This window comes from Pseudomonas sp. PLB05, from assembly GCF_021106615.1.
In the GTDB taxonomy this organism is placed as follows: Bacteria; Pseudomonadota; Gammaproteobacteria; order Pseudomonadales; family Pseudomonadaceae; genus Chryseomonas; species Chryseomonas benzopyrenica.
Genome location: NZ_JAJOHO010000002.1, coordinates 1,210,717 through 1,230,243 on the forward strand (window position 1 = coordinate 1,210,717; position 19,527 = coordinate 1,230,243).

General features: G+C 66.7%; 20 protein-coding genes and 1 pseudogene. 8 read left to right on the forward strand and 13 right to left on the reverse strand.

Going from position 1 to position 19,527, the window contains the following annotated elements:
* Window positions 1–66: 66 nt before the first annotated feature.
* Window positions 67–774 (forward strand): PqiC family protein, encoded by a 708-nt coding sequence (locus LRS53_RS12215; protein WP_017640750.1) that lies wholly within the window; start codon window positions 67–69, stop codon window positions 772–774.
* A gap of 88 nt (window positions 775–862) precedes the next feature.
* Complete coding sequence (locus LRS53_RS12220; RefSeq protein ID WP_160923837.1) at window positions 863–1,453, forward strand: LON peptidase substrate-binding domain-containing protein; 591 nt, start codon at window positions 863–865, stop codon at window positions 1,451–1,453.
* A gap of 129 nt (window positions 1,454–1,582) precedes the next feature.
* Here LRS53_RS12220 and LRS53_RS12225 read toward each other — a convergent pair whose 3' ends face one another.
* Window positions 1,583–2,122, reverse strand: a complete 540-nt coding sequence (locus LRS53_RS12225; RefSeq protein ID WP_017640748.1) for a type 1 glutamine amidotransferase domain-containing protein — start codon at window positions 2,120–2,122, stop codon at window positions 1,583–1,585.
* A 220-nt stretch (window positions 2,123–2,342) separates the two neighbouring features.
* Between LRS53_RS12225 and LRS53_RS12230 the strand changes: the two genes are divergently transcribed.
* The 3 genes from LRS53_RS12230 to LRS53_RS12240 all read left to right on the forward strand — a co-directional run bounded on the left by LRS53_RS12230 (window position 2,343) and on the right by LRS53_RS12240 (window position 4,570).
* Window positions 2,343–3,167, forward strand: a complete 825-nt coding sequence (locus LRS53_RS12230) for an HDOD domain-containing protein (RefSeq protein ID WP_231356124.1) — start codon at window positions 2,343–2,345, stop codon at window positions 3,165–3,167.
* A 219-nt stretch (window positions 3,168–3,386) separates the two neighbouring features.
* Window positions 3,387–4,199 carry a bifunctional DNA-formamidopyrimidine glycosylase/DNA-(apurinic or apyrimidinic site) lyase gene (gene mutM, locus LRS53_RS12235; RefSeq protein ID WP_064307888.1) on the forward strand — a complete coding sequence of 271 codons (813 nt, stop codon included), beginning with the start codon at window positions 3,387–3,389 and terminating at the stop codon, window positions 4,197–4,199.
* Complete coding sequence (locus LRS53_RS12240; protein WP_017640745.1) at window positions 4,196–4,570, forward strand: c-type cytochrome; 375 nt, start codon at window positions 4,196–4,198, stop codon at window positions 4,568–4,570. The genes mutM and LRS53_RS12240 overlap by 4 nt, the downstream gene beginning before the upstream one ends.
* An 8-nt stretch (window positions 4,571–4,578) precedes the next feature.
* Here the strand turns inward: LRS53_RS12240 and LRS53_RS12245 are convergent, their stop codons facing one another.
* Genes LRS53_RS12245 through LRS53_RS12260 form a run of 4 tightly spaced genes read right to left on the reverse strand, consistent with a single transcriptional unit; the run spans window position 4,579 to window position 9,316 of the window.
* Window positions 4,579–6,105 (reverse strand): DHA2 family efflux MFS transporter permease subunit, encoded by a 1,527-nt coding sequence (locus LRS53_RS12245; protein WP_017640744.1) that lies wholly within the window; start codon window positions 6,103–6,105, stop codon window positions 4,579–4,581.
* 54 nt (window positions 6,106–6,159) lie between these two features.
* Window positions 6,160–7,371 carry an efflux RND transporter periplasmic adaptor subunit gene (locus LRS53_RS12250; RefSeq protein ID WP_160923833.1) on the reverse strand — a complete coding sequence of 404 codons (1,212 nt, stop codon included), beginning with the start codon at window positions 7,369–7,371 and terminating at the stop codon, window positions 6,160–6,162.
* A gap of 16 nt (window positions 7,372–7,387) precedes the next feature.
* Window positions 7,388–8,842: an efflux transporter outer membrane subunit gene (locus LRS53_RS12255; protein ID WP_231356051.1), complete on the reverse strand. Its 1,455-nt coding sequence runs from the start codon at window positions 8,840–8,842 to the stop codon at window positions 7,388–7,390.
* Between the two features lie 3 nt (window positions 8,843–8,845).
* The gene (locus LRS53_RS12260) at window positions 8,846–9,316 is read right to left on the reverse strand and encodes a MarR family transcriptional regulator (protein WP_017640741.1); all 471 of its coding nucleotides are present in this window, start codon (window positions 9,314–9,316) and stop codon (window positions 8,846–8,848) included.
* A gap of 182 nt (window positions 9,317–9,498) precedes the next feature.
* On the opposite strand from LRS53_RS12260, the gene LRS53_RS12265 reads away from it, so the two are divergent.
* Entirely contained in the window at window positions 9,499–10,437 is a 939-nt protein-coding gene (locus LRS53_RS12265; RefSeq protein ID WP_231356052.1) for an alpha/beta hydrolase, read from the forward strand.
* A 6-nt stretch (window positions 10,438–10,443) separates the two neighbouring features.
* Here LRS53_RS12265 and LRS53_RS12270 read toward each other — a convergent pair whose 3' ends face one another.
* Window positions 10,444–11,181, reverse strand: coding sequence for a DUF2059 domain-containing protein (locus tag LRS53_RS12270; protein ID WP_231356053.1), 738 nt, complete (start codon window positions 11,179–11,181; stop codon window positions 10,444–10,446).
* A gap of 178 nt (window positions 11,182–11,359) precedes the next feature.
* On the opposite strand from LRS53_RS12270, the gene LRS53_RS12275 reads away from it, so the two are divergent.
* Both LRS53_RS12275 and LRS53_RS12280 read left to right on the forward strand, forming a co-directional pair.
* A complete protein-coding gene (locus LRS53_RS12275) occupies window positions 11,360–11,992 on the forward strand; it encodes a 2OG-Fe(II) oxygenase (RefSeq protein WP_064307892.1) in 633 nt (210 codons plus the stop codon).
* 220 nt (window positions 11,993–12,212) lie between these two features.
* Window positions 12,213–12,707 carry a DUF523 domain-containing protein gene (locus tag LRS53_RS12280; RefSeq protein ID WP_231356054.1) on the forward strand — a complete coding sequence of 165 codons (495 nt, stop codon included), beginning with the start codon at window positions 12,213–12,215 and terminating at the stop codon, window positions 12,705–12,707.
* Here the strand turns inward: LRS53_RS12280 and LRS53_RS12285 are convergent.
* The 7 genes and pseudogenes from LRS53_RS12285 to LRS53_RS12310 all read right to left on the reverse strand — a co-directional run bounded on the left by LRS53_RS12285 (window position 12,704) and on the right by LRS53_RS12310 (window position 19,522).
* A complete protein-coding gene (locus LRS53_RS12285) occupies window positions 12,704–12,904 on the reverse strand; it encodes a hypothetical protein (RefSeq protein ID WP_064307894.1) in 201 nt (66 codons plus the stop codon). The two genes, LRS53_RS12280 and LRS53_RS12285, sit on opposite strands and share 4 nt — an antisense overlap.
* A 120-nt stretch (window positions 12,905–13,024) precedes the next feature.
* Window positions 13,025–14,383: a nucleobase:cation symporter-2 family protein gene (locus LRS53_RS12290; RefSeq protein WP_017640735.1), complete on the reverse strand. Its 1,359-nt coding sequence runs from the start codon at window positions 14,381–14,383 to the stop codon at window positions 13,025–13,027.
* A 112-nt stretch (window positions 14,384–14,495) separates the two neighbouring features.
* Window positions 14,496–15,200: a methyl-accepting chemotaxis protein gene (locus LRS53_RS23925; RefSeq protein ID WP_442968507.1), complete on the reverse strand. Its 705-nt coding sequence runs from the start codon at window positions 15,198–15,200 to the stop codon at window positions 14,496–14,498.
* Between the two features lie 153 nt (window positions 15,201–15,353).
* Window positions 15,354–16,382 (reverse strand): annotated as a pseudogene (locus LRS53_RS23930) (cache domain-containing protein); the annotation flags it as partial.
* 166 nt (window positions 16,383–16,548) lie between these two features.
* Window positions 16,549–17,316, reverse strand: a complete 768-nt coding sequence (locus LRS53_RS12300; protein WP_085984308.1) for an ATP-binding cassette domain-containing protein — start codon at window positions 17,314–17,316, stop codon at window positions 16,549–16,551.
* On the reverse strand, window positions 17,316–18,398 hold the full coding sequence (locus LRS53_RS12305) for an ABC transporter permease (RefSeq protein WP_017640732.1): 1,083 nt from the start codon (window positions 18,396–18,398) through the stop codon (window positions 17,316–17,318). The genes LRS53_RS12300 and LRS53_RS12305 overlap by 1 nt, the downstream gene beginning before the upstream one ends.
* A 95-nt stretch (window positions 18,399–18,493) precedes the next feature.
* Window positions 18,494–19,522: a sugar ABC transporter substrate-binding protein gene (locus LRS53_RS12310; RefSeq protein ID WP_231356056.1), complete on the reverse strand. Its 1,029-nt coding sequence runs from the start codon at window positions 19,520–19,522 to the stop codon at window positions 18,494–18,496.
* Window positions 19,523–19,527: the final 5 nt, after the last annotated feature.

Consider the following 19,527-nt stretch of genomic DNA (forward strand, 5'->3'; position numbering starts at 1 on the left):
TAGCATAGCCCGGATTTTTTCGACCAGGACTCGCCGGGCCATGGTGCCCGTTGAGAGAGAGCCTCGATGAAACGGATATGTCTCGCCAGGTTGGCGCTCGTTGGCCTGCTGGCCGGCCTGGGTGGCTGTGCCAGCCTCGGTCCCAGCCACTACTACCAGCTCGACGGCGGCAATGCGCGCGCGCCGGCGAGCAGCGAGCGTGGCCTTGCGGTGTGGATCGAAAGCCTGCAACTGGCCGACTACCTGCAGCGCGACGTGCTGCTGGAGCGCCAGCCCGATGGCAGTCTCAAGACCACGGGCGATCACTGGGCCGGACCGCTGAATGCCAATGTGCGGCAATTGCTGCAGCGCCAACTCGCCAGCCGCCTGAACAGCGGCCGGGTGGTGGTGGGTGAGCAACCCGCCGGCTTCGATCCCCAGTATCGCGTGGAGCTGGTGGTGACCCGCCTCGATGCGGGCGATCAGGCACCTGCGGCGCTGGATGCCAGCTGGCAGCTGCGCGATGGCCAGGGCCGCCTGCTCGATAGCGAAGTGGTCCATCTGCAGGCGCGTCATGCCGGCGACCGCGCAGCCCAGGTACGGGCCCAGAGCGAGCTGCTGCAGCAACTGGCCGCACGCCTGGCCACCGATCTCACCAAGGTCGCCCAGCGCGGCCGGCGTGGGGCCGAGGTGGCGCGCAAGGAGCCGAAGAAACTCGTCGAAGAGGCCCAGGCCCGGCCGACGCTGCCAGCCGTGGTGCCCATTCGCACCGGCGCCGAGGTCTATCGCTTCTGATCCGGCCGGGCCCCGCGCGTCGCCGCGCGGGAGCCTTCGGCGGCGCTCGATGTTCTATCCAGCAGGACCCTCAAGCCCTGGAGGTTGCATGACGCTGCCCCTGTTTCCCCTGAACACCACCCTGTTTCCCGGTTGCCGCCTCGATCTGCAGCTGTTCGAAGCCCGTTATCTGGACATGCTCGGTCGTTGCCTCAAGCAGGGCAGCAGCTTTGGCGTGGTGACCATCCTCGAAGGCCGCGAGACCGGTGCGGCGCCCAATCGTCTGGGCGCCTACGGCTGCGAGGCGCTGATCCGCGATTGGCAGCAGCAGAGCAACGGCCTCTTGGGCATCCGCATCGAAGGTGGCCGGCGCTTTCGCCTGCTGAGCCAGGAAGAACAGCCCGATCACCTGGTGGTGGGAGAGGTGGAGTGGCTCCCCGAAAGCGAGCCCCAGCCATTGCGCGATGGCGACGCCGATCTCATGGCGCTGCTGGTGGCCCTGGCCCAGCATCCCATGGTCGCCAGCCTGGACATGGGCGGTGAAGTCGCCGACCGCCAGGCCCTGGGCTACCAGTTGGCCTACCTGCTGCCGTTCGAGGCCCACCTCAAGCTGGAATGGCTGGGCATGGGCGATCAGGGTCAGCGCCTGGCCGCTATCGACCGCCATCTGGTGGATCTGCAAGGTGACTTCCAGGCTTGAGGCCAAACGCCAGGCAAAAGAAAGCCCGCCGGGCAGGGCGGGCTAAAAGTGCTTTAGGGGCACTCGATAAGACCCTGGCACTTTGCCATAAGTTCAGTCTTATGAGATCAAAGTGCCATTCTCCGAGGGTCAGCCTGCCAGCAGCTTGATGAACTCGCGATTGAAGGCCGGAATGTCGTCCGGCTTGCGGCTGCTCACCAGTTGACCGTCGACGATGACTTCCTGGTCCTGCCAGGTGGCGCCAGCGTTCTTGAGGTCGTCGGTCAACGAGGGCCAACTGGTTAGGGTCTTGCCCTGCACTAGGCCGGCGGAGATCAGCAGCCAGGCGCCATGGCAGATGACGGCCACCGGCTTGCCGGCGTCGGCGATCTGTTTGGTCAGCTGCTGGGCCTGCGCGTCGATGCGGATGGTGTCGGCATTGACCACGCCACCGGGCAGCAGCACGGCGTCGTAGTCACCGGCGTTGGCTGCGGCGAAGGTGAGGTCAACCGGAAAGCTGTCGGCCGGCTCGGTGCCGTCCCAGCCGCGCACCTCACCGCTCTCGGCGGAGATGATGTGGGTCTGGGCGCCGGCCTGTTCCAGGGCCTGCTTGGGGCCGGTGAGCTCGGCCTGTTCGAAGCCGTCGGTGACCAGGATGGCGATTTTCTTGCCGTTCAGGGATGTAGCCATGATTGCGGATACCTCGATTGGAATTCGGTCGGGCTAGCCTTTTGCCAGCGCTCCTAAATCCGTCTCGCTTTACCCCTCTGAAGTTCCTTCGTCGCGCCCGATGGCATCGGCGCACGGCGCGGAGTAAATTTGCGACATCCATCGCAGAGTAGTCTCCATGTCCCAAGCGTCCCCTCAGCTGACCGAGGAGCAGATCCGTCAGGCTCTGCAAGGCATCAGCATTCCTCCGCAGCCGCAGATCATGGTGGATCTGCAACTCGAACAACTCATGCCCAGCCCCGATCTCAAGGTCATCTCCCGCCTGATCGGCCAGGACCCGGGGCTGTCGGGCGCCCTGCTCAAGCTGGTGAACTCGCCGTATTTCGGCCTCAGCAATCGCATCACCTCGATCCAGCGCGCGGTCAATCTGCTGGGCAGCCAGTCGGTCATCAACCTGATCAACGCCCAGTCGATCAAGGGCGAGCTCACCGACGAGACCATCGTCATCCTCAACCGCTTCTGGGACACCGCCCAAGACGTGGCCGAGACCTGCCTGAGTCTGGCCAAGAAGACCGGCTACCCGACCCCGGACGAGGCCTATGCCCTGGGCCTGTTCCACAACTGTGGCATCCCGCTGATGCTCAAGCGCTTCCCCAGCTACATGGCGGTGCTGGAAGAGGCCTATGCCAGCGTCAACGAGCAGGTGCGGGTGGTGGACGTGGAGAACCGGATATTCAACACCAACCACGCCGTGGTGGGCTATTTCATCTCCCGCTCCTGGCGCTTGCCGGAGCACGTCGGCCAGGCCATCGCCAATCACCACAACGCCCAGTCGGTCTTCGACGAGGACTCGACCACCGATATCCAGATCAAGAATCTGCTGGCCCTGCTGAAGATGGCCGAGCACATCTGTGGCTGCTATCGCGCCCTGGGCGGCCAGGACGAGGATCACGAGTGGCAGGCCATCGCCCCGCGGGTGCTGGATCACGTCGGCCTGTCCGAGTACGACTTCGAGTCGCTCAAGGAGACCATCCTTGAGATGGGCAGCGGTCGGATCAATTACTAGATTTGGTTAAAAGGGCCTGCGCTCGGCCAGGCGGCGTTGAAAACCAGCTCGGAATGCTCATTTACCCTTTGTAAACTCCGCTTCCTCGCTGTTCTGATTCGCTGGCGCTCACCCTTCGGGCCAGCCTTCGGCTGTTACTCCCGTTGGTCGTTGCGCCTTGCCTGACCTTCGCTCGGCGCCTTTTAAGCCAAATCTCTGGAAAAAGCCTCCTGGATCCTCATGCCCGAACTACCTGAAGTCGAAACCACTCGCCGGGGCATCGAGCCCCATGTCGTCGGTCAGCGCGTACGCCGGGTCATCGTCCGCGATGGCCGGCTGCGCTGGCCGGTACCCGAGGACCTGGACGTACGCCTGTCCGGGCAGCGCATCGAGGCCGTCGAGCGACGGGCCAAGTACCTGCTGATCCGCGCCGAGAGCGGCACCCTGATCGGTCACCTGGGCATGTCCGGCAGCCTGCGCCTGGTGCCGGCCGACCAGCCGCCGGCCAAGCACGAGCACGTCGACATCGAGCTGGAATCCGGGCTGTCGCTGCGCTACACCGATCCCCGGCGCTTCGGTGCGTTGCTCTGGACCCAGGATCCCCACGCCCATGTGCTGCTCAGCAAGCTGGGCCCTGAGCCCCTGACCGAGGCCTTCGACGGCGGTCGGCTGTTCGAGCTGTCGCGTGGACGCAGCATGGCGGTCAAGCCCTTCATCATGGACAACGCGGTAGTGGTGGGGGTGGGCAACATCTACGCCGCCGAGGCGCTGTTCGCCGCCGGCATCGATCCCCGCCGGGCGGCCGGCAGCGTGTCCCGGGCGCGCTACGAGCGCCTGGCCGAAGAGATCAAGAAGGTGTTGGCGCGCTCCATCGAGAGTGGAGGCACCACCCTGCGCGACTTCATCGGCGGCGACGGCGCGCCGGGCTATTTCAAGCAGGAGCTGTTCGTCTACGGCCGCAAGGGCGAATTCTGCAAGGTCTGCGGGACGGGCCTGCAGGAGATCCGCCTGGGCCAGCGCGCCAGCGTCTATTGCCGGAAGTGCCAGCGATGAAGGGCCTGGCTGGGCTGGCCGTGCTGGCATTGCTCAGTGGTGAATTGGCCTGGGCCGATGCCGACAACGGCCGCAATCTCTTCCTGCGGCGCTGCCACAACTGCCATTCGGTGGGGCCCGGCGCCCAGTCCGGCTTCGGCCCCCAGCTCAACGACCTCTTCGGCCGCCAGGCCGGCAGTCTGGCTGGCTACAACTACTCCGAAGCCATGCGCCAGGCCGGTTTCGCCTGGGATCGCGAGGCCCTGGCGGCCTTTCTGCGTGATCCCGAGCAGAAGGTGCCAGGCACCAAGATGAGATTCTGGGGCATCGGTGACGCCGAGGATCTAGGCGACATCGCCGACTACCTGCAGACCCAGCATCACGCGCCCTAGACCCTGTCCTAGTGGTCGCCACCGCCGGCCCCCGGCTTGGCCGCGAAGGGTGGCTTGGCCAGCCAGATGATCAGGAACAGCCCCATGAAGATCCAGCCGAGCAGGGTGAAGTAGTCCACCGTGGAGAGCATATAGGCCTGGCCTTCCACCACCTTGTCCAGCTGGGCATAGGCCTGCTGCGATGGCCCGCCGAGGGCGTCCAGGTAGTGTTGGGTGGCCGGGCTGTAGACGGTGACGTCCTCGGTCAGCTGGGCATGGTGATGGATGGCGCGACGCTGCCACAACCAGGTGGTCAGGGAGGAGGCGAAGCTGCCGCCCAGCACCCGCAGGAAGGTCGCCAGGCCGCCGCCATCCGCCAGCTCCGACGGCTTGAGGCTGGACAGCAGGATGCTGGTGGTGGGCATGAAGAACAGCGCCACGCCCAGGCCCATGAAGGTCTGTACCTCGGCGATGTGGCGGTAGTCCACCTCGTTGTTGAAGGTGGCGCGCATGAAGCACGACGCCCCGATCACCAGGAAGGACCCCCCGGCCAGCAGGCGCAGGTCGGTCTTGTGCGCGAACTTGCCCACCAGGGGCGAGAGGATGACCGGCAGGATGCCGATGGGCGCCGCGGCCAGGCCCGCCCAAACCGGGGTGTAGCCGAGCTGGGTCTGCAGCCACTGGGGCAGCAGCAGGTTGATGCCGAAGAAGCCCGAATAGCCCAGCACCAGCGCCAGGGTGCCAAAGCTGAAGTTGCGATAGCGGAACAACCGCAGGTTGACGATGGGATGCTTGTCGGTCAGCTCCCAGATCACCAGGGCGGTGAGGGCCACGGCGGAAAAGGCCGCGCCCAGGCAGATCAGGTTGGATTCGAACCAGTCCAGGTCGTTGCCCTTGTCCAGCACCACCTGCAACACACCCACGCCCAGCACCAGCAGGATCAGCCCGACGTAGTCGATGGGCTGGTGCACCAGTTTTTCCGGTTTCTTGCCCAGCTGGCTCCAGACCACCAGGGTGGCGAAGATGCCGATGGGGATGTTGATGAAGAAGATCCACGGCCAGCTGTAGTTGTCGGTGATCCAGCCGCCCGCGATGGGCCCGATGATGGGCGCCACCACCGTCACCATGGCTAGCAGCGCCAGGGCCATGCCGCGCTTGGCCGCCGGAAAGATCGCCAGCAGCAGGGTCTGGGCCATGGGGTAGAGGGGGCCGGCGACGAAACCCTGCATGGCGCGGAAGATCACCAGCTCCGGCATGGAGGTGGCGATGCCGCACAGGAACGAGGTGATGACGAAGAGCACCACGGCGGCCATGAACAGCTTGACCTCGCCGAAGCGGCGCGCCATCCAGCCGGTCAGCGGCAGGGCGATGGCGTTGCTCACGGCAAAGGCGGTGATGACCCAGGTGCCCTGCTCCGAACTCACCCCGAGGTTGCCGGAAATGGTGGTCAGGGCGACGTTGGCGATGGTGGTGTCGAGCACCTGCATGAAGGTGGCCAGGGACAGGCCCACCGTGGCGAGGAGCAGGCTCGCCGGGCGAAAGGCGTTATCGCTCATGACGGATTACCAGAAGGGGTGGACGGGGAGACTCGCAGGGAGCCTCCTTGGCTGTCAGCGCTTGGCGACACCGGCGGCGCGGGCGGCAGGACCGTTGTTGTGGACGATCTGCTGGATCAGCTGATCGGCCTCGGCCAGCTGGTGATCGTAGACATCGGTGCTGTAGCGCGGCTGCTGCGGCGTGGTGGTGGGCAGGCGGGCGCCGTCCTGGTCGTGCAGGTCGACATCGACCACGGTCGACAGGCCGATGCGCAGCGGGTGCTTGTCCAGGTTGTCGCCTTCCAGGCGGATCCGTACGGGCAGGCGCTGGACGATCTTGATCCAGTTGCCGGTGGCGTTCTGCGCCGGCAGCAGCGAGAAGGCGCTGCCGGTACCCACGCCCAGGCTTTCCACCACGCCGCGATAGCGCACGTCGTCGCCATAGAGATCGGAATGGATTTCCACCGGCTGGCCGATACGCATCTCGGCGAGCTGGGTTTCCTTGAAGTTGGCGTCGATCCAGATCTGGTCCAGGGGCACCACGGCCATCAGCGCCGCACCGGGCTGCACGCGACTGCCGACCTGCACCGAGCGCTTGGCGACATAGCCGCTGACCGGCGCCACCAGGGTGCTGCGGGCATGGTTCAGATAGGCCTGGCGCAGCTGGGCGGCGGCGGCCTTGACGTCCGGGTGCGAGGCGATCTCGGTGTCGTCCACCAGCGCCTGGTTGGTGTCCAGTTGCTGCTGGGCGGAGGTCAGGGAGCTCTGCGCCGCGACCAGGGTGTCCCGGGCATGGGCCAGTTCTTCCTTGGAGATGGCACCGCCCTTGGCCAGTTGCTGGCGGCGGGCGTAGTCGGCGCGGGCCCGTTCGACCTCGACGCGCCGGGCGGCCACCTGGGCCTTGTAGCTGTCGACGTTGCTGTACAGACCGCGCACCTGGCGCACGGTCTTGGCCAGGTTGGCCTCGGCGCTCTGCTGGGACACGGCGGTGTCGCTAGGATCGAATTCCACCAGCGGCTGGCCCTGACGAACGTAGTCGCCATCGTCCACAGCGATGCGGGTCACGGTGCCGACGACCTGGGGCGTGATCTGCACCAGGTTGCCGTTGACGTAGGCGTCGTCGGTGCTGGCATGGAAGCGGCCATAGAATAGGTGGTAGCAGTAGACGCCCACGCCGGCCAGGATCACCACCAGCAGCAGGAGCAGCAGGAAGAGTTTGCGTTTGCCGGAGCGCTGCGGCTTCTGCTCCTGGGCATTGTCGTTGGGGGTTGCGGCGGAATCGGCCATGGTCGGGCTCTCGGTATCAGTGTGTGGCCGCGGCGGCGGGCGCCGGCGGCAGTGTGGACGGTTGGAAGCCGCCACCCAGGGCCTGCATCAGCAGCACGCCGCTGTCGATGCGATCGGCCTGGAGGCTGGCCAGCTGGCGCTCGGCCTGCAGCAACTGCTGCTCGACGGTCAGGGCGTCGAGGTAGTTGCCGATGCCGGCGCCATAGCGCTGCATGGCGATGTCGAAGGAGCTCTTGGCGATGTCGCGGGCCCGTTGCTGCTCGACGATCTGCTGGTCCAGCGAGCGCTGGCGGGTGATGGCGTCGGCGATGTCGCCCAGCGCCTGCACCAGGGTCTGGTTGTACTGGGCCACCGCGAGGTCATAGTCGGCATCGCGGCTGGCGAGATCGGAGCGACGGCGACCGCCATCGAAGATCGGTAGGGACAGCGCCGGACCCACGTTGAAGAAGCGCGCCGGACCGCCGAACAGGGCATCGCCGAGGATGGCCTTGCTGCCGGCGGCCACGGTCAGGTTGAGGTTGGGATAGAAGTTGGTCTTGCTGGCGGCGATGTCCTTGCTCGCGGCCTCCACCCGCCAGCGGGCGGCGATCAGGTCCGGGCGGCGACCGGCCAGTTCGGCGGGCAGCTGGCCGGGCAGATTCACCGCGGCAGGGGCGATCAGCTTGGGTCGGGGAATCTCGGCGCCGCGGTCGGGCCCCTTGCCCAGCAGTACGGCGAGGCGGATCTGCGCCGTACGCACCTGCTGTTCGGCGGCGGTGTGGGCCGCGGCGGAGCTGGCCTCCAGGCTCTGGGTCTGCTGCAACTGGTAGTCGCTGTCGAGGCCGGCGTCCACCCGGCGCTGGGCCAGGTCGAGCATGCCGCGGGTACGCTCCAGGTCCTGCTGGGCCACGTCCATATTGGCATAGGCCAGGCTAAGCTGGTTGTAGGCGCGGCTGACGTCGGCGGCCAGCGTCAGGCGGGCGGCCTGGCGATCCACCTCGCCGGCGCGGGCGCGACCGAGCGCAGCTTCCCAGGCGGCGCGCTGGCCACCCCAGAGATCGAAGCTGTAGCTGCCGCTCACATCGAACTGGCGCAGGGTGCTGTAGCGCTCGCCCTGGCCGACGGGGTCATCCGGTCGTGCCAGGCGCGAGCGGGTCACGCCGCCGTTGGCGTCGATCTGTGGATAGCGATCGGCATCGGCGGCGAGCACGGCGGCATCGGCCTGGCGGCTGCGCGCATCGGCTTCCTGCAGCGAGGGGCTGTCGCGCAGGGCCTCGCGGATCAGGTTGTCGAGTTGCGGATCGCCTAGCCGGGTCCACCAGTCGGCGCTCGGCCACTGGGCGGGAGAGAGGCGATCGCTGGCAAAGGTGGCGTCGCCCTTGAGCGTCGCCGGATCCACGGCGCGTCCCTGGGTGTGCAACCCCTCGGACGACACGCAGCCGGCCAGCAGCAGGGCGGCGCAGAGGGCGGTCAACGGCAGGCGAAAGGTCATGGGTCAAAGGTCTCCAGAGGTCTCCGGCAGCAGGCCGGAGGGGCTGAGCAGGCGGCGCAGCAGGCGTTCGAGGTCATCCAGCTCCTGGCGATCCAGGCAGTGGGTGAGGTCATTGAGGGCATCCACGCCGATCTGCATGAGTTCACTGCTCAGGGCCTGACCCTGTGCGGTCAGCTCCAGCCGCACCTGGCGGCGGTCGCTCAGGCTGCGCACGCGGCGCAGCAGGCCCTTGGCCTCCAGGCGATCGAGCATGCGGGTCATGGCGCCGCTGTCGAGGGACAGGCAGCGGCTGAGTTCGGCCGGGGTGTCGGTCTGGTCGCGAGCGAGCAGCAGCAGCACCTTGAACTGGGCAGCGGTAATGTCGTAAGGCGCCAGGTGGCTGTCCAGCACGCGATCCTTGTATTGGTTCGCCAGGTGGATCAGATGACCTACGGAGTTGCGCAATGGAAAGTTGCTACGGTCGAAATGTGACATTGCAGTATCTGCCCTGGCAATCAAGCGCATCCAGAATACTGCCTAGGCAGTGAAATATTCAGACACCTTTGCGCAGGGGAGAGTTGCGCATTTTGAAACAATTGGAAAAGTCTGTTGGCGGCCTCTTGTCCCGTGGCGGTCTGGACGCTGATCATGGTGGCAACTTCACCTTGAACCGACCGATGATCTCTTCCTTCGATCTAGACCGACTGCGCGGGACCCTGGTGCCCCTGCACCGCGACCTGCCCGCGGCTGACGACCACCTGGGTTATCGCGCCCATTACCGCCTGGCGGACAGTCGGGCGCGACCCGAGGTGACGGTGGCCTTGGGCGCGCTCGCGGCCGGCGGCTATCAGCTCGCCGTCCAGGGCTGGTGGCCGCGCGAGCCGCGGGGCAGCCTGCTGATGCTGCACGGCTACTACGATCACATGGGCCTCTATGGCCATGTGGTGGACTGGGCCCTGTCGCGGCAGCTGGCGGTGCTGGCCTGCGACCTGCCTGGGCATGGGTTGTCCAGCGGCGCCCGCGCCAGCATCAACGACTTCGCCGAATACCAGACCGCCCTGACGGCGCTGATCGCCGAGGCCCGGCGCCTGGACTCGCCCCGGCCCTGGCACCTGCTGGGCCAGAGCACCGGCGGCGCCATCCTGCTGGACTATCTGCTGCGCGGCGAGCCTGCCCCCGAGCTGGGCGAGACGATCTTGCTGGCACCTCTGGTCAGGCCCCACGCCTGGCGCCAGAGCCTATGGACCTATCGGCTGGTGAAGCCCTTCGTGCGGGCCCTGCCGCGGCGCTTTTCGGTAAATTCCGGCGATCCGGCCTTTCTCGATTTTCTGCAGCAGGACGGCCTGCAGCCCAGGGAACTGCCAGCCCTATGGGTCGGCGCCCTGGCACGTTGGATTCCGCAACTGGAAGGGGCACCGGCCAGTACCCGTAGCCCGCTGGTGATCCAGGGCGAGCAGGATTTCACCGTCGACTGGCGGCACAACCTGGGGGTGCTGGAGGCCAAGTTCGTCCAGCCCGAGGTCTTGCGCCTGCCGGAAGCGCGGCACCATCTGGTCAACGAGACCGAGGCCCTGCGCCAGCGCTACTTCCGCTGGCTGGACGAGCGTCTCGCCTGAGCCGTCTTACTGCCCGCCGCTGCCCAGACCGGCGCGTAGGGCGGCCACGGCGGCCCGGTAGTAGGCACTGCCATTGGGCGAACTGGCGAAGTCGGCGAACTGACCGAGTTCGTTGTCGTTCAGGGTGCGGTAGACATAGAGCAGGGTGTTCTCCAGGTCACCGGCATTCATCTGCTGGATGAAACGTTGGCGCTGCTGCTCGATCATGCCGCCGGACTGCTGCTGCCCCATCAGGCGCGGCAGCATGGAGCTCAGGCTGTCGGCGGCGAGGCCCGCCAGGGCCACGCTGACCTCGGCGCCGGCTTCACGCACGGGCAGGGCACTGGCCAGACGCTTGGCCTGGGCGCGCCGGGCCGGGCTGGCCTGCACCTGGGGGACGCCGTTGGCATGCTTGGCCAGCTGATCGCTGCGGGTGGCGGCGATTTCCGCGGCGACCACCTTGCGCCCGACGGGCGACTGGAAGAACTGCAGCGCGGGGCCTTCGGCGGGCAGACTCTGGCGTAGCGCGGCCAGGGCCCGCTGGTCGATGGCCGCGGCGGTATAACGCTTGTTGCTGTTGTCCACCAGGCTCTGGTAGAGCGCCGGCGGCAAGCTGTTCTGATAGCGCTGCTGGGCGGCCTGCAGGGCGTCGCGGAAGTGGCCGCGCTGCTCGGGCCAACCTGCGGCCTGATAGAGGCTGACCGTATCGTCGGCCAGGGCGGGCAGGCTGATGGCGAAAAGCAGGGAAGCGAACAGAACGCGCATGGACACCTCGGGCAGCGGCACGGAGCCGGAAAGTCCGCCATTGTCGGCAACCCCAGGCTGGCTGTCGAGGCGCTCATCCCGGGCATTCGTCGCCTGGTCAAGGCAGACGCGCAGCCGTGGCCGACTTCTCTTACACTCGGCATCCCGCCGGCCTGGTCCGGTTCCTACGGTTCCCGCGATGGCTCTGCACCCCGAGCATCCCCTGCTGCAACGTATCGTCGACGATCTCGCCAGCCATGGCTGGTCGCGGCAGAGCATCTTCCTGCCGCCGGACCTCACCGCCGAGCTGGCCGCCGAATGCCGGCTGCGCCATGCCCGCGGCGAACTGGAGCGCGCCGGCATCGGCCGTGGCGACAGCCCGCTGATCCGTGAGGGCGTGCGTGGCGATCACATCGCCTGGCTGGAACCGGACGATGCCCATCCGGGCGTGCAGCGCTACCTGCACCTGATGGATACCCTGCGCGAGGCCTTCAACCGCACCCTGTTCCTGGGCCTGGAAGACTACGAGAGCCACTTCGCCCTCTATCCGCCCGGCGCCTTCTATGCCCGCCATCTGGATCGTTTCCGCGACGACGACCGGCGCATGGTCTCCCTGGTGCTCTATCTCAACGACGCTTGGTTGCCGGAGCAGGGCGGCGAGCTGCGCCTTTATCTGGATGAGCAGCGCCAGCAGGATGTCCTGCCCCTGGGGGGCAGCCTGGTGTGCTTTCTCTCCGGGCAGTTGCCCCACGAGGTGCTGCCGGCCACCCGCGAGCGGCTGTCGCTGACCGGCTGGTTCCGCCGCCGTGGCGAGAATCCGCTGCAGGCTTAGGGCTTGTCTGAAAAGTCGCCGAGCGAAGGCTAGGCAAGACAAAAAGCCGTGAGGATACGGATCGGACTCGCGCTCCAGTTTACGAGTGGTAAATGAGCATTGCGACGGGGCCGCCTAGGCCGGGCTGGCGACCCAGCGGATTTTTAACGCAGCCTGGCCGAGCGCAGGCACTTTTCAGACAAAGCCCAGGGCGTAGACTGGCGGCGGACCGGGAGGCTGCATGGAAAAGATACTGGTGAGTCGCTGCCTGCTGGGGCATCGGGTGCGCTATGACGGCGGTGCCCATGGCCCCTTCGATCTGCTGGGCGCCTGGCAGGCGGAAGGGCGCATCGTGCCCCTCTGCCCGGAGGTGGCCGGTGGCCTGCCCACGCCGCGTCCGCCCGCGGAGATCCCCGGCGGCCAGGGCGGGGCGGTGCTGGACGGTCGGCTACCGGTCATGACCGAGACAGGAGAGGACGTCAGCGCCGCCTTTGTCGCCGGTGCCATGGTCGCCCTCGAACTGATCGCGCGCCATGGCATCCGCGTGGCGGTGCTCAAGGCCCGCAGTCCCTCGTGCGGCAATGTGGAAAACTACGATGGCCGCTTCAGCGGCACCCGGGTAGCCGGTGAGGGCGTCACTGCGGCGGCGCTGAAGCGCGCCGGGGTCGCCGTCTTCAACGAGACCGAACTGGGCGAGGCGCAGCGCTTTCTCGCGGCGCTGGACGGTAACCCCTAGAGCGTTTCCGGCTGGCGGCCCAGCAGCATCTGGAAGTGCGCCTTCTGCACGAAGCAGCCCTTGGGAAAGCGCCAGCCGACCAGTTCGCCCGGCTGCTTCTCGAGGTTCTGGGCAAAGACGGTGGCGCCCATGGCGCGCGCCAAGGCGGCATATTCGCGCAGCGGGACCTTAACGACAGGAACATCCGGGCTGATCATGGGCGCTCTGCTGGGTGGGTCGCCCACGATCGAAACGACGATCGTGGCGAGTCCACAGGTGACTTGCCCAGGCTATCGGCACCCCCGCGTGGAACTTCAGCCCACGGATGAAAAATCGGTCTAGCCAGCGGCTTTGGGCGTCTCCGGCAGGAACCAGTTCATCAGCAGGGCGCACAGGCCGCCGGTGGCGACGCCGGATTCCAGCACCGCTCTCAGGCCCGCAGGCATATGGGCGAGAAATTCCGGCACCTGGGAAATGCCCAGGCCCAGGGCCAGGGACACGGCGATGATCAGCAGCGCGCGACGGTCCAGTTCGACGCTGGCGAGGATATTGATCCCCGAGGCGGCGACCGCGCCGAACATCACCATGGCCGCGCCACCGAGCACCGGCTCGGGCACCGCCTGGATCACCCCGGCCACCGCCGGGAACAGCCCCAGCAGGACCAGGATGGCGGCGATCCACAGGCCGACATGGCGACTGGCGATGCCGGTCAACTGGATCACTCCGTTGTTCTGGGCGAACACCGAACTGGGAAAGGTGTTGAACAGCCCGGCCAGCAGCGAGTTGGCGCCGTTGACCAAGACGCCACCCTTGATCCGCTGCATCCACAGCGGGCCTTCCACCGGTTCGCGGGAGACCTTGCTGGTGGCGGTGATGTCGCCGATGGCCTCCAGCGAGGTCACCAGATAGATCACCAGCAGGGGCACGAACAGCGACCAGGAAAAGCCCAGGCCGAAGTGCAGCGGCAGGGGGATCTGCACCCAGGCGGCCTCGTGCATGCCAGTGAAATTCAGCCGGCCCAGCCAGGCCGCCAGGGCATAGCCCAGCAGCAGGGCGACGACGATGGCGCTGCTGCGCAGGCCACGGAGCGGCAGGCGATTGAGCACCACGATGGTGGCCAGCACGGTGCCCGACAGCAGCAGGTTCTCGCCATTGGCGAAGGTACCGTTGCCCAGCGCCGCGAAGCCGCCGCCCATGCTGATCAGGCCGACCTTGATCAGCGTCAGGCCGATCATCAGCACCACGATGCCGGTCACCAGCGGGGTGATGAGGCGCTTGACGAAGGGCAGCACCCGCGACACCCCCATCTCGACGAAGGAGCCGGCCATCACCACGCCGAAGATGGCCGCCATCACGGCTTCCACCGGGGTGCCGTTCTTGACCATCAGCGCGCCACCGGCGATCAGCGGGCCGACGAAGTTGAAGCTGGTGCCCTGGACGATCAGCAACCCGGCACCGAAGGGCCCGAAGCGGCGACACTGGACGAAGGTGGCGATCCCCGAGATCACCAGCGACATGGACACGATCAGGTTGGTGTCGCGCGGCGAGACGCCGAGGGCCTGGCAGATCAGCAGACCGGGGGTGACGATGGGCACGATGATCGCCAGCAGGTGCTGGATGGCGGCGAGCAGGGCGATCAGCGGGCGCGGTCGGTCCTGGGGACCGTAGAGCAGTTCGGAGCGGGAAGGCTGGGACATGGCGGAGTCGTCGCGGAAAAAGCGCCGATCTTACCGGATGCCCGCCCCGTGGCGCAGGGTCTTCGGCCTGGAGAAAGCCGCCGACCTGGGGGCGGCGGCTATGCCTTGCGTCTTACAGGATGAAGCGGGCCACGTCGCGATTGAGATCGGCGGCGTGATGCTGCAGGGAGCGCGACTGACGTTCCGAATCCTCGGCGCCGCTGGCCAGGGTGTCGCCGAGGCCCTTGATGGTGATGACGTTGCGGGTGATCTCCTCGGTGACCGAGGTCTGCTCCTCGGCCGCCGTGGCGATCTGCAGGGACATCTCGGCGATGATGCCGGCGCTCTGGGCGATCTCTTCCAGGGCGCTGGAGGCGCGTTCCACGTCGGCGACGCTGCGCTCGGCGATGGCCATGCTGCTGTCCATGCGCTGCACCGCCTGGCGGGTCATCTGCTGCAGGGTGCCGATGGTCTCGTTGATCTCCCGGGTCGAGGCCTGGGTCCGCTGTGACAGCGTCCGCACCTCGTCGGCGACCACCGCGAAGCCGCGACCATGTTCGCCGGCGCGGGCCGCCTCGATGGCCGCGTTGAGCGCCAGCAGGTTGGTCTGCTCGGCGATGCTCTGGATGCTGTCCAGCACCTTGGCGATGGCCTGGGAGTGGTGATCCAGCTCGCCGATCACCCGGGTGGCGTCGTCGACTTCCCGGGCCAGGCTGTTGATGGATTCCTTGCTGGTCTGCACCAGCGTCAGACCCTGGGCGGTGCTGTCGGAGGACTGGCGAATGGCCGCGGCGGTCTGCTCGGCATTGCGGGCGATCTCCTGGGTGGCCGAGGACATCTCCGTCACGGCGGTGGCCACCAGGGTGATCTCCTGCTGCAGGCGGCCCAGCTCCTGGGTAGCCGCGGCGCTGCGCTGCAGGACCTTTTGCGATTCGGCGTCCACGCTCTGGGCATGCTGGCGCACGCCACCGATCAGGCCGTGCAGGCTGGCCACGAACTGGTTGAAGTGGCCGGCCAGGCCGCCGACTTCATCGTTGCTCTGTACGGCAATGCGCCGGGTCAAGTCGCCTTGGCCGTCGGCGATCACCTGCAGACCGTTCGAGACCACACCCAGCGGCCGCAGCAGATAGCTGCACAGCAGGTTGATGAGCAGCAGCGAGCCCCCCAGCACCACGGCCAGGATGACGATGCTGATCCAGAGTTGCCGCTGTAGCGGTGCCAGCAGGACGCCGCTATCGACGATCATCACCAGGGTCTCGCCGTCGCGATTCATGGGCGCGGCATAGAGCCGCTGGCCGGCGTTGGTCTCGATATAGCGCTCGCCTGGCGCCTGGGCCAGCCGCTGGAGGGTGTCCGCGGTGAGCTGGGGATAGAGCTCGGTGAGCGGTTTGGCCAACAGGGCGGTGTTTTCATGCCCCAGCACGATGTTCTGGCCGTTGACCAGTACGGCGCTACCGGCACCCGGCAGCTGCACCCGCTTGAGCTGATCGAGGATGTCGCTGATGCTGACGTCGGCGCCGAGGATGGCGCTGGTCTTGCCACCGGACTGCAACGCCCAGCCCAGGGACAGCACGTTCTGCTTGGTCGCCGCCGCCACCGTGGGAATGGAGAAGAACACCTTGCCAGGATTCTGCTGCGCCTGCTGGTACCACAGCCATTTGCGCGGGTCGTTGTTGTCCGGCGGTAACTGAGCGCCGTTGGCATTGACCTGGCTGCCATCGCCGCGGGCGTAGAAGACGTTGTCGAAGCCGCCGGAACGCTTGACCTGATTGAGACCAGCCGGAAGGTTCGTCTCCTGGGTGTCCGCCGCCAGGGCGTGCAACGCTGCGGCCTTGCCGTCGAACCACTGGCGGACACCGCCGTTGAAGACGAAGCTGACGGTCTTCAGCTGTTCGATCGTGGAGGCTTCGAGGGCCGCACGGGTGTTGAAGAAGTTGATTGTCGTCAGACCTACACCCACCACTAGCACGGCCGCGGTGGCAGACAACGAGAGTTTCTGTTTCAACGACAAGGCAGGCACGTTGTGTAGCTCCGAAATAATTATTCAGGTTTTATCGGTGCAAGTGCGCGATAACTTGAGCGTTTGGCCAGGTCTTTGTCGAAGCAGCGGCGATCCGCCTTTAGGTAGGCTGGCCCAGGGTCTTCCAGGCGACTGCCGGCTGGAAGACCCAAGATGGCGAGAACGACTAGGCGGCCACCGTCTGGGCACCGGTCATCAGGGCCACGGCATCGGCCATGGAATGCTCGCGCGGATCGATCACCGTCAACCGGCGACCCAGCCGGTGGATGTGGATGCGATCGGCGATCTCGAACACATGGGGCATGTTGTGGGAGATCAGCACGATGGCGATACCGCGGGCCCGCACGTCGAGGATCAGTTCCAGCACCTTGCGCGACTCCTTCACCCCCAGCGCCGCCGTGGGTTCGTCGAGGATGATCACCTTGGAACCGAAGGCCGCCGCCCGGGCCACGGCGACGCCCTGGCGCTGGCCACCGGACAGGGTTTCCACCGCCTGGTTGATGTTCTGGATGGTCATCAGCCCCAGTTCGGAGAGCTTTTCCCGAGCGATGCGCTCCATTTCCTTGCGGTCCAGGGTGCGGCAGAGGGTGCCCAGCAGCCCCGGCTTGCGCAGTTCGCGACCGAGAAAGAGGTTGTCGGCGATGGACAGCGCTGGCGACAGCGCCAGGTTCTGGTAGACCGTCTCGATGCCGGCGCGTCGCGCGGCGATGGGCGAGGCGAACTGCACCGGCTGCCCCTCGAAGCGGATCTCGCCTTCATCGGGCCGCAGGGCACCGGAGATGGCTTTGATCAGCGAGGACTTGCCGGCGCCGTTATCGCCGATCACGGCGAGGATCTCGCCGGGCAGCAGGTCGAAGTCAGCGTGGTCGAGGGCGGTAACGCGGCCATAGCGCTTCACCAGGCCGCGCGCCATCAGCAGGGGTTCGGTAGTCATCAGCTGGCCGCCTTTCTGATCCATTGGTCGATAGCCACGGCCGCGATGATGAGCGTGCCGATCAGCAGATAGGTCCATTGCACATCGGTGCCCAGCAGCCGCAGGCCCAGGGCGAAGACGCCGACGATCAGGGCGCCGAACAGCATGCCGAGGATCGAGCCGCGACCGCCGAACAGCGAGATGCCGCCGATCACCACGGCGGTGATGGACTCGATGTTGGCGAACTGGCCGGCGGTGGGCGAGACCGAGCCGATGCGGCCGATCAGCACCCAACCGGCGAAGGCGCAGATGAGTCCGGACAGCCCGTACACGGTGATCAGCATGCGCCTGACGTTGACCCCGGCCAGCGCCGCGGCCTCGGGATCGTCGCCTACGGCATAGAGATGACGCCCCCAGGCGGTGTGATTGAGCACGTACCAGAGCAGGGCGACCAGCACCACCAGGGCGATCACGCCGTAGGTGAAGACCGCGCCCCCCAGGCGGAAATTGTCGCCGAACACCTGCAGCAGCGGCGCGGTCGCGCCGATTTCCTGGGCGCGGATGGTCTCGTTGCGCGAATAGAGGAAGTTGGCCGCGAGTACGATCTGCCACATGCCCAGGGTGACGATGAAGGGCGGCAGCTTGATGCGGGCGATCAGCCAGCCGTTGGCCATGCCGCACAGGGTGCCCACCACCAGGCCGCAGAGGATCGCCAACTCCACCGGCAGGCCGTAGCGAAAGGTGAACTGGCCCATGACCACCGAGGACAGCACCATGATGGCGCCTACCGAAAGGTCGATGCCGGCGGTGATCACCACCAGGGTCTGGGCCGCGCCCACGATCCCGGTGATGGCGACCTGTTGCAGGATCAGGGTGAGGGCGAAGGCGGAAAAGAACTTGCCGCCCAGCAGGGCGCCGAAGATGCCCAGCGACAACAGCAGCACCAGCAGGGAGACCGCCGAGGGGCGCGAATGCAGGAAGTGGCGGAATTTGACGAGTGGGCTGCGCTCGTCACGGGCGAAGGAGGCGACCTCCGTGGCGCTGTGCTTGAGCACCTGTTCGAAGGGTTGCCCGGACGGGGAAGGCGAGGTCGGATCGCTCATGGCAATCTCCTGAAAGCGGATCGGCCGAGAGGCGATCGCCCGCGCCGGCACGGCTGGCGGGGCGATCGGTCTGCTCTAGCGTAGACGAGGGGCCATCAGCCCCAGCATTTCTGCAGGGCGGTCTTGCTGTCGATGGACTGGATGCCGGGTACCGGCTTGTCCGTCACCAGTTTCACGCCGGTGTCGACGAAGCTCTTGCCTTCGGTGGCGGTAGGCTTCTTGCCCGTGTCGGCAAAGGTCTTGATCGCCTCGATGCCCAGCGCGGCCATCTGCAGCGGGTATTGCTGGGAGGTGGCGCCGATGACGCCGTCGGCGACGTTGTGCACGCCCGGGCAGCCGCCGTCGATGGAGACGATCAGCACGTCCTTCTCGCGACCCACGGCCTTGAGCGCCTCGTAGGCGCCGGCGGCGGCCGGTTCGTTGATGGTGTGCACCACGTTGATGGTCGGGTCCTTCTGCAGCAGATTTTCCATCGCTGCGCGGCCGCCTTCCTCGTTGCCGTTGGTCACGTCGTGGCCGACGATGCGCGAGTCGGTCTCGTCGCCGATGCGGTTCTGATCCTTGGGATCGATGCCGAAGCCGAGCATGAAGCCCTGGTCGCGCAGGACGTCCACCGAGGGCTGGGAGGCGTTCAGGTCGAGAAAGGCCACTCGGGCGTCCTTGGCCTTGTCACCCAGGGTTTCCCGCGCCCACTGACCGATCAGCTTGCCGGCCAGGAGGTTGTCGGTGGCGAAGGTCATGTCGGCCGCGCTCACCGGATCCAGCGGGGTGTCCAGGGCGATCACCAGCAGGCCGGCCTCACGCGCCTTCTGCAGATTGGGCACGATGCCCTTGGTGTCCGACGCGGTGATGAGGATGCCCTTGGCACCGTCGGCGATGCAGGTCTCGATGGCGGCGACCTGGCTTTCGCTGTCGCCGTCGATCTTGCCGGCATAGGCCTTGAGCGTCATCCCCAGTTCCTTGGCCTTGGCGCTGGCGCCTTCCTTCATCTTCACGAAGAAGGGATTGGTATCGGTCTTGGTGATGAGGCAGGCGGAAACGGGTGCTGCCTGGGCGGTGCCGCTGGCGAGGGCGGCAGCCAACAGGCAACCGGCGAAGGACGCGAGGGAGACGGTTCTTTTCATTGTTG

Excerpts from the sequence above, each read along its gene's own strand:
- LRS53_RS12215 (WP_017640750.1), top strand. The coding sequence starts at position 67 with ATGAAACGGATATGTCTCGCCAGGTTGGCGCTCGTTGGCCTGCTGGCC.
- LRS53_RS12220 (WP_160923837.1), top strand. The coding sequence starts at position 863 with ATGACGCTGCCCCTGTTTCCCCTGAACACCACCCTGTTTCCCGGTTGC.
- LRS53_RS12225 (WP_017640748.1), bottom strand. The coding sequence starts at position 2,122 with ATGGCTACATCCCTGAACGGCAAGAAAATCGCCATCCTGGTCACCGAC.
- mutM (WP_064307888.1), top strand. The coding sequence starts at position 3,387 with ATGCCCGAACTACCTGAAGTCGAAACCACTCGCCGGGGCATCGAGCCC.
- LRS53_RS12240 (WP_017640745.1), top strand. The coding sequence starts at position 4,196 with ATGAAGGGCCTGGCTGGGCTGGCCGTGCTGGCATTGCTCAGTGGTGAA.
- LRS53_RS12245 (WP_017640744.1), bottom strand. The coding sequence starts at position 6,105 with ATGAGCGATAACGCCTTTCGCCCGGCGAGCCTGCTCCTCGCCACGGTG.
- LRS53_RS12250 (WP_160923833.1), bottom strand. The coding sequence starts at position 7,371 with ATGGCCGATTCCGCCGCAACCCCCAACGACAATGCCCAGGAGCAGAAG.
- LRS53_RS12255 (WP_231356051.1), bottom strand. The coding sequence starts at position 8,842 with ATGACCTTTCGCCTGCCGTTGACCGCCCTCTGCGCCGCCCTGCTGCTG.
- LRS53_RS12260 (WP_017640741.1), bottom strand. The coding sequence starts at position 9,316 with ATGTCACATTTCGACCGTAGCAACTTTCCATTGCGCAACTCCGTAGGT.
- LRS53_RS12265 (WP_231356052.1), top strand. The coding sequence starts at position 9,499 with ATGATCTCTTCCTTCGATCTAGACCGACTGCGCGGGACCCTGGTGCCC.
- LRS53_RS12270 (WP_231356053.1), bottom strand. The coding sequence starts at position 11,181 with ATGCGCGTTCTGTTCGCTTCCCTGCTTTTCGCCATCAGCCTGCCCGCC.
- LRS53_RS12275 (WP_064307892.1), top strand. The coding sequence starts at position 11,360 with ATGGCTCTGCACCCCGAGCATCCCCTGCTGCAACGTATCGTCGACGAT.
- LRS53_RS12280 (WP_231356054.1), top strand. The coding sequence starts at position 12,213 with ATGGAAAAGATACTGGTGAGTCGCTGCCTGCTGGGGCATCGGGTGCGC.
- LRS53_RS12285 (WP_064307894.1), bottom strand. The coding sequence starts at position 12,904 with ATGATCAGCCCGGATGTTCCTGTCGTTAAGGTCCCGCTGCGCGAATAT.
- LRS53_RS12290 (WP_017640735.1), bottom strand. The coding sequence starts at position 14,383 with ATGTCCCAGCCTTCCCGCTCCGAACTGCTCTACGGTCCCCAGGACCGA.
- LRS53_RS23925 (WP_442968507.1), bottom strand. The coding sequence starts at position 15,200 with ATGTCCTCGGCCACCCAGGAGATCGCCCGCAATGCCGAGCAGACCGCC.
- LRS53_RS12300 (WP_085984308.1), bottom strand. The coding sequence starts at position 17,316 with ATGACTACCGAACCCCTGCTGATGGCGCGCGGCCTGGTGAAGCGCTAT.
- LRS53_RS12305 (WP_017640732.1), bottom strand. The coding sequence starts at position 18,398 with ATGAGCGATCCGACCTCGCCTTCCCCGTCCGGGCAACCCTTCGAACAG.
- LRS53_RS12310 (WP_231356056.1), bottom strand. The coding sequence starts at position 19,522 with ATGAAAAGAACCGTCTCCCTCGCGTCCTTCGCCGGTTGCCTGTTGGCT.